Annotated in this window: 13 protein-coding genes; 3 read left to right on the forward strand and 10 right to left on the reverse strand. The window is 70.3% G+C overall.

The genetic code is table 11. The features are described 5' to 3' along the window. The first annotated feature begins 43 nt into the window (after positions 1–43). Positions 44–949 (forward strand): phytanoyl-CoA dioxygenase family protein, encoded by a 906-nt coding sequence (locus tag HUT12_RS29200; protein ID WP_254876987.1) that lies wholly within the window; start codon positions 44–46, stop codon positions 947–949. Between the two features lie 115 nt (positions 950–1,064). Here HUT12_RS29200 and HUT12_RS29205 read toward each other — a convergent pair whose 3' ends face one another. The 8 genes from HUT12_RS29205 to HUT12_RS29240 form a co-directional block, all read right to left on the reverse strand. After that, entirely contained in the window at positions 1,065–1,709 is a 645-nt protein-coding gene (locus HUT12_RS29205) for an MOSC domain-containing protein (RefSeq protein WP_176095312.1), read from the reverse strand. Between the two features lie 21 nt (positions 1,710–1,730). Next, on the reverse strand, positions 1,731–2,552 hold the full coding sequence (locus tag HUT12_RS29210) for a carbohydrate ABC transporter permease (RefSeq protein WP_217706111.1): 822 nt from the start codon (positions 2,550–2,552) through the stop codon (positions 1,731–1,733). Between the two features lie 110 nt (positions 2,553–2,662). Beyond that, positions 2,663–3,649 (reverse strand): carbohydrate ABC transporter permease, encoded by a 987-nt coding sequence (locus HUT12_RS29215; protein ID WP_176095314.1) that lies wholly within the window; start codon positions 3,647–3,649, stop codon positions 2,663–2,665. After that, positions 3,646–4,932: a sugar ABC transporter substrate-binding protein gene (locus HUT12_RS29220; protein WP_176095315.1), complete on the reverse strand. Its 1,287-nt coding sequence runs from the start codon at positions 4,930–4,932 to the stop codon at positions 3,646–3,648. The genes HUT12_RS29215 and HUT12_RS29220 overlap by 4 nt, the downstream gene beginning before the upstream one ends. 193 nt (positions 4,933–5,125) lie before the next feature. After that, the gene (locus HUT12_RS29225) at positions 5,126–5,410 is read right to left on the reverse strand and encodes a GlsB/YeaQ/YmgE family stress response membrane protein (protein ID WP_131054649.1); all 285 of its coding nucleotides are present in this window, start codon (positions 5,408–5,410) and stop codon (positions 5,126–5,128) included. A 350-nt stretch (positions 5,411–5,760) separates the two neighbouring features. After that, complete coding sequence (locus tag HUT12_RS29230; protein WP_131053407.1) at positions 5,761–6,051, reverse strand: GlsB/YeaQ/YmgE family stress response membrane protein; 291 nt, start codon at positions 6,049–6,051, stop codon at positions 5,761–5,763. 191 nt (positions 6,052–6,242) lie between these two features. Next, positions 6,243–8,120, reverse strand: a complete 1,878-nt coding sequence (gene lepA, locus HUT12_RS29235) for a translation elongation factor 4 (protein WP_131053408.1) — start codon at positions 8,118–8,120, stop codon at positions 6,243–6,245. Positions 8,121–8,222: 102 nt separating this feature from the next. Beyond that, positions 8,223–8,756, reverse strand: a complete 534-nt coding sequence (locus HUT12_RS29240; protein ID WP_131053409.1) for a DUF4240 domain-containing protein — start codon at positions 8,754–8,756, stop codon at positions 8,223–8,225. Positions 8,757–8,853: 97 nt separating this feature from the next. On the opposite strand from HUT12_RS29240, the gene HUT12_RS29245 reads away from it, so the two are divergent. Together HUT12_RS29245 and rpsT are read left to right on the forward strand one after the other, a co-directional pair. Beyond that, positions 8,854–9,840, forward strand: a complete 987-nt coding sequence (locus HUT12_RS29245; RefSeq protein ID WP_254876988.1) for a phosphotransferase — start codon at positions 8,854–8,856, stop codon at positions 9,838–9,840. Positions 9,841–9,989: 149 nt separating this feature from the next. After that, complete coding sequence (gene rpsT / locus HUT12_RS29250) at positions 9,990–10,256, forward strand: 30S ribosomal protein S20 (RefSeq protein WP_131053411.1); 267 nt, start codon at positions 9,990–9,992, stop codon at positions 10,254–10,256. 85 nt (positions 10,257–10,341) lie between these two features. Here rpsT and HUT12_RS29255 read toward each other — a convergent pair whose 3' ends face one another. Next, positions 10,342–10,884, reverse strand: a complete 543-nt coding sequence (locus HUT12_RS29255; RefSeq protein ID WP_236145750.1) for a hypothetical protein — start codon at positions 10,882–10,884, stop codon at positions 10,342–10,344. Next, positions 10,881–11,864 carry a DNA polymerase III subunit delta gene (holA, locus tag HUT12_RS29260; protein WP_176095317.1) on the reverse strand — a complete coding sequence of 328 codons (984 nt, stop codon included), beginning with the start codon at positions 11,862–11,864 and terminating at the stop codon, positions 10,881–10,883. The genes HUT12_RS29255 and holA overlap by 4 nt, the downstream gene beginning before the upstream one ends. Between the last annotated feature and the right edge of the window lie 105 nt (positions 11,865–11,969).

The raw sequence follows: 11,969 nt of genomic DNA on the forward strand, positions 1-11,969 counted from the left end.
GCCTGTGCCAGAAATGGTTTCACCTCTTGGGGAGGGGTACGACGTGGCTTTCGACTACGGCGACCGGACCGGCTACGAACCGATCAGCGACGTCGATCGCAAGGAGTTCCACGAGCAGGGCTTCCTCCTGCTGCGCAACGTCCTGACCGAGGACCACCGGGCCGCTCTCGAGGCCGCGGTCGACCGGGTGTACGAGGAGGAGAAGGCCAAGGGCAAGACCACCAAGGACGGCACCCTGCACCTGCTGGGCTTCCTCGAGCGCGACGAGCTCTTCGGTGACCTGCTCACCCACCCGATCGCCTTCCCGTACATGTGGGGCCTGGCCGGGTGGAACATCTACTCGCACCACAACCACCTCGACGTCACCCCGCCGGCTGCGGAGCCGGAGAAGCCGTACTGGGGGTGGCACCAGGACGGGTACCGGCAGAACTCCGACCCGGAGACGATGGACCCGAACCTGCCCCGGCCGATGTTCTCGCTGAAGGTCGCCTACGTGCTCTCCGACCTCTCGGAGCACGGTCGCGGCGCGACCAAGGTGATCCCGGGCAGCCACCTGTGGAACTCGCTGCCCCGTCCGGCGGACACCACGGTGCACAACCCGGACCCGGAGGGCACCGTCGAGATCACCGCCAAGCCGGGCGACGCGTTCATCTTCGACCGCCGCCAGTGGCACTCGCGGTCGACGAACCTGTCGACGATCACCCGCAAGATGCTCTTCGTGGGCTACACCTACCGGTGGATCCGCCCGCTGGACGAGCTGCACATCGACCAGAACGGCGAGTGGTGGAACAACCGCACGCCGGTGCAGCGCCAGCTCTGCGGTGAGGGCACCCACACCGCGAACTACTGGGGCATCAACTGGGACGGCTACATCGACGACGAGATCCCGCTGCGCAAGGAGCTCAAGGAGCGCGGTCAGCTCAACCGCAACATCCCCTGGCTCCGCTGACCTGATGTGTAAGGAAGGGTCCCCTGCTAACGCCTCGTGCATAGCAGGGGACCCTTCCTAACATCCAGGCAGCGCGCGCGGCACGCCCGGCAGCGCGCGGCGCGTCCGGCGGGGCTCAGCCGGTGGGCGTACGCAGCCGCCGGTGCACCTTGGCGCGGGTCGACTCGGGCAGGTCCTCGGCGTCCAGCAGCCGGGGCAGCAGTGCGGGTTCCAGGCTCAGCGCCCGGAACACCTCACCGATGGTGACCCCGTGCGTCGGCCGGTGCACCACCTCGACCGGATCGCCGGCGCCCACCGTGCCCGCCCGCAGCACCCGCAGGTACGCCCCGGGCGCCGCGCGTACGGTGAACCGCTTGATCAGGTCCGGTTCGCCCCAGAACCCGGCGAACGTCCGGCACGGCGTACGCGGCTTGGTGACCTGCAACAGCGCGGACCCGATCGCCCACTGCTCCCCGATCACCGCGCCGGTCACGTCGACCCCGAGCGTGCTCAGGTTCTCGCCGAAGCGTCCCGGTGGCACGGGCCGGCCCAACTCCGCCTCCCACCACTGCGCGTCCTCCGTGGCGTACGCGTACACCGCCTGGTCGGGACCGCCGTGGTGGGCCCGTTCGGCGATGAAGTCACCGACCACCTCGTCGGCGCGTACGGTCACCCGCCCGGCGGCCGGCCGCTTGTCGATGCCGCTGCGCCCGCTGGCGTCACCGGCCCACTCCGCCTCGGTGATCACCGCGAGGTTCACCGAGATCAGTTTCGCCGTCATACCGGCCAGCGTACGACCGGCTCAGCCCTTGACCGCGCCGGCCACCAGGCCGGAGACCATCCGCCGTTGCACCAGCAGGAAGAAGACGATCACCGGCAGGGTGAACAGGGTGGAGGCGGCCATCACCGGTCCCCAGGCGGTCTCGTCGCGCCCGAAGAAGAAGGTCATCGCCACCGGCAACGTGTAGCGGTCCTGCCGGTTGACGAGGGTCAACGCGAAGATCAGCTCGTTCCAGGCGGTGATGAAGGAGAAGATGCTCGTCGCGACCAGACCCGGCGCCACCAGCGGGAACAGGATCCGGCGGAAGATCTGCGCGCGGTTGGCGCCGTCGATGGCCGCGGCCTCCTCCAGTTCCTTGGGTACGGCCGCGACGAAGCCGCGCAGCATCCAGATCGCGAACGGCAGCGAGAAGCCGAGGTAGGTGAGGATCAGGCTGGGCAGGGTGTTGTAGAGGCCGAGCCGCTGGATCATCAGGAACAGCGGGATGACCAGCGCCTCCAGCGGGATCATCTGCACCACCAGCAGCATGATCAGGAAGCTGGTCCGGAGGGTGAAGCGGAACCGGGCCACGGCGGTGGCGGCGAGCAGTGCCACCAGGCCGCTCAGCAGCACCGTGGTCACCGCGACGAGCAGGCTGTTGAGGAAGAAGTCGGTGTAGCTGACCCCGGGGATCAGATTTCCGGTGAGGATCTGGCGGTAGTGCGCCAGCGTCGGCTCGGCCGGGAGCGGGCGCGGGGTGCTGGCGAAGATCTCACTGCTCGGCTTGAGCGAGGTGGTGATCATCCAGTAGACCGGGAAGCCGGCGAAGACCGCCACCAGCAGGCCGGCGCCGTTGAGGGCGATCCGTCGGACGGTACGGCTGCGCCGCCCACCGCCTCGGCTCTGCCGACCGGCAGTGGTGGGACGCGCCTCGGTGCCCTCGGGGGTGCGTCCGGTCCTCGCCGCGTCGGCCGTCACGCCTGCTCCTCCTGCCTGAGCACCATCCGCACGTACACGCCGGTGACGACCAGCAGGATCAGCGTGAGGATCACCGCGACCGCCGCGCCGAGGCCGTACTTGGGCGGGGGTGAGAACGCCTCGGCGTACGAGTAGACGGAGAGCATGAAGGTCGGTCGGTCCTGGGTGCCGCCGGCGAGCACGTAGTACTGGGTGAAGACCTTGAAGTCCCAGATCGTGGAGAGCACCACCAGGATGCCGAAGACCGGCCGCAGCAACGGCACGGTGACCTGCCAGAACACCCGCCACGGCCCGGCACCGTCGACCCGGGCCGCCTCGTGCAGCTCGCTCGGCACGCTCTTGAGGCCGGCCAGCACGCTGACCGCCACGAACGGGAAGGAGTGCCAGACCACCACCAGCGTGAGGATCGCGAAGAACAGCAGCGGGGAGTTGAACCAGCCGTACCCGGTCCAGTCGGTGCGGCCGAAGATCGTCTGCGAGAGCCCGTCCGGCAGGGCGTTGAAGGCCCAGGTGACCAGCCCGCTGGTGTCGTTGAAGATCCACTTCCAGACGATGGTGCCGGTCAGTGCGGGGGTGGCCCAGGCGAGCATCACGCAACCGGCCACGAACGCCGCCATCCGCCGGCCCAACCGGTGGAGCAGCAGCCCGACCAGGGTGCCGAGGACCATCGTCAGCGCCACGTTGGCCGCGGCGAACAGGACCGTGTTGCGCAGCACGGTCCAGAAGAACGGGTCACCGAGGATCTGGGCGTAGTTGCCCAGCCCGACCCAGGGCCAGTCCCGGTCGCCGCGTACCTGGCGGACGTTGTCCAGCCGGTGGAAGGACATCACCACCACCTGGCCGAGCGGCCAGAGCAGCAGGACGCCGATGACCACCAGGCAGGGCAGCAACAGCAGGTACGGCAGGCGGTCCACTCGGCGGCGCCGCCGCACGGGGGTCTCCCGCGCGGCAGCGGCCTCCGGTGTCTCGGTCAGCGTGGTCACTTGGCGTTGAGGATGCTTTCCATCTCCGCGGCCGCGTCGGCGGTGGCCTGTTCGACCGTCTTCTGACCCTTCATGACCGAGCTGTTCATCGCCTGGGTCACCGTCTTGGTCCGGCTGACCTCGACCCACCTGGGGGTGAGCGGCGTGAGCTTGGTGTTCCGCATCGTGGTCGCGAACGCCGCCATGATCTTGTCATTCGCGTACCGGTCGCCGCCCACCAGGTCGGAGTAGACCGGGAAGAAGCCGAGGCTGTCCGCGAACTTTTGGGCGTTCTTCTTGTTCAGCAGGACGGTGAGGTAGTCCCAGGCGAGGTCCTGACGCTGACTGTCCTGCCAGACCGCCAGGTCGGAACCACCGGCGAAGGCGGGTGCGGGCCGCCCGTCCGGGCCCGGGATGGGGAAGGTGCCCCAGACCTTCTCGATCTCCGGGTTGTCCTTGGCGATCGCGCCCTGCTGCCAACTCCCGGCGAACGCCATCGCCGCTTTGCCGGTGGCGAACTGGGTCCGCGCGTCGATCTCGTTCCAGCCGGCGGCGGCCGGTGGGGCGACCTTGTGGACGGTCACCAGGTCGGTCCAGAACCTCACCGCCTGTTGTGCCTGCGGCGAGGTCAGGCCGGAGGTCCAGGCGTCGCCCTGCCGGGTGGCGATCTCGCCGCCGGCGCCCCAGAGGAACGAGTAGAACGGCAGCTCGGAGTTGCCGGGCAGGGCGATGCCGTACGTGCCGGGCTTGACGGCTTGCACCGCCTTCGCCGCCGTCACCAGCTCGTCCCAGGTCGTCGGCGGTTGCACGCCGGCCTCGGCGAACCAGTCGGTGCGGTAGTAGATGCCCCGGACTCCGGCGTACCAGGGCACGCCGTACTGCCGTCCGTCGAGCTGGGCGTTGCGCACCAGGTCAGGCAGGATGTCCTTGCCCTCGGCCCAGCCGTTCATCCGGTCGGTCACGTCGGCGAGGGCCTCCTGCGCCGCCCAGCCCTGCGTCTCGGTGTTGCCCAGCTCGGTGATGTCGGGGCCTTCGCCACCGGCGAGCGCGGCCTGGAACTTCGTGGGCGCCTCCAGCCAGGGGACGTACTGCACGACCACGTCGGTGTCCGGGTGCATGGTGCGGAACTCGGTCTCCACGGCGTCGAGGAACGCGGTCTGCGCCTCGCTACCCTCGCCCATCATCCAGACCGTCAGCCGGCTGGGGTCGGCCGCGTCGTCGCCGGAGCCACCGCAGCCGACCAGCACCATGGCGGTCGTGGCCACCACGGCGGTGACCGGGACCAGCCGTTTCCACCTGTTCACGCGACACCCCTCCCGCCTGGCATTTACCTTCCGCGTCGCACCCTAATACGAAGAATTCCTTTACAACAGTGGGCGGACCCGCCGGTGTCGCGGGGCAGAGCGGTGAGGGCGCCGTACGCCACCGGCAAACCGGGGCGTACGACAACGAAAGGCGCCCGACCTCGACGGTCGGGCGCCTTTCGTCAGTGAACTGTTACCGGGTGACACCCCGGCGGCCGCGGCCCACCCCTGCGACCAGCGCCACCGCGACGGCGGCCAGCAGGACCTGGAGCATCAGCTCCCGCCAGTCGATACCGGCGGTCTCGGCGAAGCCCGAAGCGCGGGCGATGACCGTGCCGAGCAGAGCCGCACCGACACCGATCAGCATGTGCAGCCAGATCGGCATCGGCTGCCGGCCCGGCACCACCAGGCGCCCCAGCGCGCCGATGATCAGACCGACGATCAGCGCGGTGATGATGCCCCAGACGGTGAACTCCATGGTCGTTCTCCTTCACAAAAGACTTCCCACGGTATTCGTGGTTTTCTGTCGTCGAGAGAGCTAATTCCCGACCCCGCCGAACCCCAAACCGAGTTTCTGCGCCCAGACGGCACGAGATCACCCAGAAGTGCGGTTCACGCAGCTCGGGAAGGGCGATCCGCCGGACGAGATCCGGCGCAGACCGGGGGCCGACCACAGCGGGCGCGGCCGCCGGTGCAAGGAAGGGTCCCCTGCTAACGCCTCGTGTATAGCAGGGGACCCTTCCTTACCTCCGGGAGTCGGGGTGCCGCCGACAGACGCCAGCGGGCGCCCGGCCGGATGGCCGAGCGCCCGCGAGGCGTATGGGGGTGTTACCGGTGGCTGACACCACGGCGACGACCGCCGACCCCGGCCACCACGGCCACGGCGATCGCTGCCACCGCGACCTGCACCAGGAGCTCGCCCCAGTCGATGCCGGCGGTGGACGTCGCGATGCCCGCGGCCCGGGCGAGAACGGTGCCCAGCAGCGCGGCGCCGACGCCGATGACCATGTGCAGCCAGATCGGCATGTCCTGCCGGCCCGGGACCACGAGGCGGCCCAGCGCGCCGATGATCAGACCCACGAACAGTGCGGTGATGATGCCCCAGACGGTGAGCTCCATGGTGGCCCTCCTCAAGCAGAAGATGTCAATCGGCGGGTTTTCTGTCGGGCGACTCAGTTCCCTCGACGCCGAATTCCCAAACCGATCGGAGCACCACCGGACGGCATCCCGGCCATGTCGCCTGTCGATGCCGCCACCATTCGCACACGTCGCGGCCGGTGCCGGGCCACCGACCCGGCACCCGGCGCCGACTACTTCTTGCCCGCCTGCTTCCCGTCACCGGAGTCGGAGGAGAGCGCGGCGATGAAGGCTTCCTGGGGGACCTCGACCCGGCCCACCATCTTCATCCGCTTCTTGCCCTCCTTCTGCTTCTCCAGCAGCTTGCGCTTGCGGCTGATGTCACCGCCGTAGCACTTGGCGAGCACGTCCTTGCGGATCGCCCGGATGGTCTCCCGGGCGATCACCCGGCTGCCGATGGCGGCCTGGATCGGCACCTCGAACTGCTGGCGCGGGATCAGGTTGCGCAGCTTCGCGGCGATCGTGGTCCCGTACGCGTACGCCTTGTCCTTGTGCACGATCGCACTGAACGCGTCCACCGGCTCACCGTGCAGCAGGATGTCGACCTTGACCAGGTCGGACGCCTGCTCGTCGGTGGGCTCGTAGTCCAACGAGGCGTAGCCCTTGGTCCGGCTCTTGAGCTGGTCGAAGAAGTCGAAGATGATCTCGGCCAGCGGCAGCGTGTAGCGCAGCTCCACCCGGTCGGCGGAGAGGTACTCCATGCCGAGCAGATTGCCCCGGCGCCCCTGGCAGAGCTCCATCACCGCACCGACGTAGTCGTTCGGGGTGAGCACGCTGGCGCGCACCGTCGGCTCGTACACCTCGGCGATCTTGCCGGTCGGGTACTCGCTCGGATTGGTGACGACGATCTCCACGCCGTCCTCCTGGATGGCCCGGTAGACCACGTTCGGAGCGGTCGAGATCAGGTCCAGGTTGAACTCCCGCTCCAACCGCTCCCCGATGATCTCCAGGTGCAGCAGGCCGAGGAAGCCGCAGCGGAACCCGAAGCCCAGCGCCCCGGAGGTCTCCGGCTCGTAGGTCAGCGCGGCGTCGTTGAGCTTGAGCTTGTCCAGCGCGTCCCGCAGCGCCGGGTAGTCCGACCCGTCGATCGGGTACAGGCCGGAGTAGACCATCGGCTTCGGGTCCTTGTACCCGCCGAGCGCCTCGGCCGCCGGCCGACCGTTGATGGTGACCGTGTCACCGACCCGGGACTGCCGGACGTCCTTCACACCGGTGATCAGGTAGCCGACCTCGCCGACCCCGAGCGCGTCGGACTTCACCATCTCGGGCGAGATGACGCCGATCTCCAGCAGCTCGTGGACCGCACCGGTGGACATCATCTTGATCCGGTCCCGGGCACTGATCCGCCCGTCCACCACCCGGACGTAGGTGACCACGCCCCGGTAGACGTCGTACACCGAGTCGAAGATCATCGCGCGCGCCGGAGCGTCGGCGTCGCCGACCGGTGGGACGAACTGCCGGACGATCTCGTCGAGCAGGTGCGGCACGCCGACACCGGTCTTGCCGGAGACCTTGATGCAGTCCGCCGGGTCGCCACCGATCAGGTGGGCCAACTCCTCGGCGTACTTCTCCGGCTGCGCGGCGGGCAGGTCGATCTTGTTGAGCACCGGGATGATGTGCAGGTCGTTCTCGAGCGCCAGGTAGAGATTGGCCAGCGTCTGCGCCTCGATGCCCTGCGCGGCGTCGACCAGCAGGACGGCACCCTCGCAGGCGGCCAGCGAGCGGGACACCTCGTAGGTGAAGTCCACGTGACCCGGGGTGTCGATCATGTTGAGCACGGCCTGCTCACCGGTCCGCTCGCCCTCGCGGATCGTCCACGGCATGCGAACGGCCTGGCTCTTGATGGTGATGCCGCGTTCGCGCTCGATGTCCATCCGGTCGAGGTACTGCGCGCGCATCTGCCGCGGGTCGACCACACCGGTGAGCTGCAACATCCGGTCGGCCAGGGTCGACTTTCCGTGGTCGATGTGGGCGATGATGCAGAAGTTCCTGATCCGCCCCGGGTCGGTGGCACCAGGAGCGTTCGCGCCGGGATCGAGCGTCGGTGGCACAGCGGTCCGTTCTGGTCGGCTGACGTGAGCGGGCCGGCACCGCCGGCCCCCTCTATGCTCCCACGTCCCCGGCGGACGACCGCCGCGCGGGCGAACCCGGACTCACTCCGGCGGCGGCTCGACGAAGAGGGCGGCCAGCCGGGGCAGCCGCCGCTGGGCCTCGTCGGAGTTGTCGAAGTCCCAGAAGTCGTTCAGGTCCGGCGTCCGCGCCGCCTCACGCGCCACCGGCATGTCGGACGCGGTCGCCTTGCGGTACGCGTCCCACGGCACGGCGAGCATGTCCTCGCACTCGAACTCCTCGCCGCTGAGCGAGGCCGCCCGGACCTCCGGCAACTCGGCCAGCGAGTCCGGGTCGGCGACCGCACGGGCGAAGACCTCCCGGCCCCGCGTCATCAGCCAGCCCCGGAAGTACTCGAAGCCGTCGTCCGAGGCACCATAGTTGATCATGTACGCGGCACCCCACAGGTCGACCCGGTAGGAGGCGGCGAGCACCCGCCGCTGGTGCTCCGCGTACCCGACGATCTCCTCCGGGTCGCGGGCGGCGAGCAGCGCGACGGCGCGGGCCGCGATGGCGTCCGGCTCCCCGCCACCGGCGCGGGCCCGGTCGATCAGCTGCCAGAAGTCCTCGGTCCTCATGACCCGGCAGTCTGACAGAGAGGTCAGACGGCGGCGGGACCCGACGAGTCCGGCGCGCGGAGCACGGCGGCGACGCCGTACCGGGCAGCATGGTCGGGTGAGCAACCCGGCCCTGCCGCCCGTGCCGTACCACGCGACCGCCCAACGCCCGCCGTGGCACACCCTGCCGGGGACGGTCCGCGCCGCTCTGTCGGACCGGCTCGGCGCCCCAGTCGTCGCCGCCGAGACCGCCGATGCCGGCTTCACCCGGGGCTTCGCCGCGGTGCTGCGCACCGGCGACGGCGGCAGCGCCTTCGTCAAGGCCGCGTCCCGCGTCGAGCAGCCGCATCTGGTCGACTGGTACGCCCGCGAGGCGGCCATCCTCAGCCGACTGCCCGCCGGCCTCCCCGCCCCCCGCCTGCGCTGGACGTTGTTCGTGGCCGACTGGTACGCGCTCTGCCTGGAACCGGTCCACGGCCGCCTCCCCCGGTTGCCCTGGGATCCCGCCGAACTGGCCGACACCCTCGCCGGGTACGCCGATCTCGCCGCCGCGCTCGCCGACCCACCACCCGACCTGGTCGCCCTCGGGCTGCCCCGGCTCGCCGACCTCGCCCGCGACGACATCCTCTGGTGGGACGAGGTGACCGCCGGCCGGGAACCGGTGCCGCCGCTGCCCGATCCGCTGCGCGGGCGGATCGCCGACCTGGCCGCGCTGGAGTCCCGGCTTCCCGGGTACGCCGCCGCCACGACCGGCCTGACCCACGGCGACCTGCGGGCGGACAACGTCCTGATCGACGGCGCGGGCACCGCCTGGTTCTGCGACTGGACCTGGCTCTGCCATGGCCCGGCCTGGTTCGACCTGGTCAACCTGTTGATCACCGGGTACGCCTCCGGCCTCGACGTCGACACTCTCTTCGCCGCCCACCCGACCGTCGCCGACGCACCCGACGACGCGCTCGACGTGACGCTGGCCGCCCTGGCCGGCTATCACCTCACCGCCGCCGCGTCGGCACCCCCGACCGCGTCGGCCCACCTGCCGGCGCACCAGCGGTGGACCGGCGAACAGGCGCTCGGCTGGCTGGCCCGCCGACAGGGCTGGACCTGAGCGCGCCCGGTCACGCGCCGCCTGCCCGCGAGGGCTGTTTTGGCCCGTGCCGACCGACCTGGTAACCTGGCTTTTCGCGCAGCGATGACGCCTGCTCGTCGTCGCGCGCACAAGCTGACCAACCCGAGCTATCAAGACGAGGCTGTCGCGTGGCGAACATCAAGTCCCAGATCAAGCGCAACCGGCAGAACGAGAAGCGCCGGCTGCGGAACAAGTCGGTCAAGTCGTCGCTGAAGACCGCCATCCGCAAGTTCCACGAGGCCGCTGAGGCCGGTGACGTCGAGAAGGCCACCAACCTCATGCAGGACGCCTCGCGCAAGCTGGACAAGGCTGCCAGCAAGGGCGTGATCCACGCCAACCAGGCCGCCAACCGCAAGTCGGCGATCGCCAAGCGCGTCACGTCGCTCGCTGCCTGAGTTCAGCGACCTCAGACCTGACGGAAGCCCCGGGGCACTGCCTCGGGGCTTCCGCACGTCCTCGTCCGACTCGGGCGCAGGTGGTTCAGGAGCCGGGTTCGGCGGTGCGGCGACGACGTCCGGGCACCTTCGGCACGTCCGGGGCGGGCACGATGTTCGTGGTGCCGGGGTGGGCCGGCCGCAGGGTGGGTACGGGCGGGCCGGGCCGACGCGTCGGTGACGACGGCTCCACGGCGGGCAGCGGCTCCGATCGGAGCACGACGCCCGGCACGCTGTGCGGCAGCCAGTCGACCCGGGCCCGCCCCACCACGGGTTCCATCTGCCGCCGGAACCGGTCGCGTTCCTGCTCCGGCACGGCCGCTGCGGAACGGACCACCACGGCCGCCACCATGTCGTTGAGCTTGACCATGACGGCCACCGCCGCCGGGAGCACCAGCACCGCCCACCACTTCACCAACTCGGCGAGCACGAGCAGGGCGGCCAGCGCGATCGCACCCTCGAAGAAGAGGAAACAGAGCACCCCGCCCGGGTTGACCACACGCAACCCGAGCACCCGGGCGTAGAGCGGTCGGTACCGCTCCTCGTCGGCCGGGATCGTGGCCCAGGAGCCACGGAGGGCTCCGCTCATCTGGCGCCGCCCTGCTGCCGCGCGGCGGCCACCGAGAAGACGGCCTTCTCCAGCGCGTACGCCCGGTCGTCGGAGCCGCCCTTCACCGCCGCGTTGCACTCGGCCGCCGCCCGCATGGCGTCCACCAGTGCGTCCGGCGTCCAGCCCCGGGCCTGCCGCTGGGCTCGTTCGACCTTCCACGGCGGCATGCCCAGACTGCTGGCGAGCTGGTACGGGCTGCCCCGGCCGGCCGAGGCGACCCGGGCCACGGTGCGGATCCCGTCGGCGAGGGCGTCGGCGATCGGCACCGGGTCCACCCCGACGTGCAGCGCCCAGCGCAACGCCTCCAGTGCGCCGGGCAGGTCACCGACCATGGTGGCGTCGGCGACGGTGAAGCCGCTCACCTCCACCCGACCCCGGTAGTACCGGGAGACCGTGTCGGCGCCGATCCGGCCGTCGGTGTCGGCGATCAGCTGCGAGCAGGCCGCCGCGAGTTCCCGCAGGTCGTTGCCGACCGCCGCGATCAGCACCTCGGCGGCGTCGTCGGTGCACCGTGCACCGGCCCGGCGGAACTCGTCCCGCACGAAGGCCACCCGGTCGCGGTGTCCCTTGAGCTTGGTGGCCGCCAGCACCTGCGCACCGGCGGCCTTCAGCCCGTCGGCGAACGCCTTGCCCTTGGCCGCGCCGAGATGCTGGACGACGAGCTGCACCTCGGGATCGGGATTCTTCGCGTACGCCAGCAGAGCGGCGGTCAGGTCCTTGCGGGCGTCCTGACCGGACCGCAGCACCAGCACCCGCCGCCCGCCGAACAGCGACGGGCTCAGCATCTCGTCGATCTCGCCCACGGTGAGCTGCCCCGCCTGGTACTCCCGCACGTCCGCGCCCGGGTCGGCGGCGCGGGCGGCGGCGACGGTTTCGGTCACCGCACGCGTGGCGAGCAACTCCTCGTCGCCGAGGACGAGCACAATGGGAGCGGCACTGGCGGCGGTCACGCCGCCCATACTCGCACGCTCTGCGGCGAGGTCCAGTCTGCTCGTCGGTACTGTGCTGGCAGACCCCGCACTCAGCGCAAATCCAGACATATTTACAATTAGCCTTCTTTCTCC

The organism is Verrucosispora sp. NA02020 (genome assembly GCF_013364215.1).
Taxonomy (GTDB): Bacteria; Actinomycetota; Actinomycetes; order Mycobacteriales; family Micromonosporaceae; genus Micromonospora.

Coding starts and splice junctions, on each gene's coding strand:
- HUT12_RS29205 (WP_176095312.1), bottom strand. CDS start 1,709: ATGACGGCGAAACTGATCTCGGTGAACCTCGCGGTGATCACCGAGGCG.
- HUT12_RS29225 (WP_131054649.1), bottom strand. CDS start 5,410: ATGGAGTTCACCGTCTGGGGCATCATCACCGCGCTGATCGTCGGTCTG.
- HUT12_RS29230 (WP_131053407.1), bottom strand. CDS start 6,051: ATGGAGCTCACCGTCTGGGGCATCATCACCGCACTGTTCGTGGGTCTG.
- HUT12_RS29240 (WP_131053409.1), bottom strand. CDS start 8,756: ATGAGGACCGAGGACTTCTGGCAGCTGATCGACCGGGCCCGCGCCGGT.
- HUT12_RS29255 (WP_236145750.1), bottom strand. CDS start 10,884: ATGAGCGGAGCCCTCCGTGGCTCCTGGGCCACGATCCCGGCCGACGAG.
- holA (WP_176095317.1), bottom strand. CDS start 11,864: ATGGGCGGCGTGACCGCCGCCAGTGCCGCTCCCATTGTGCTCGTCCTC.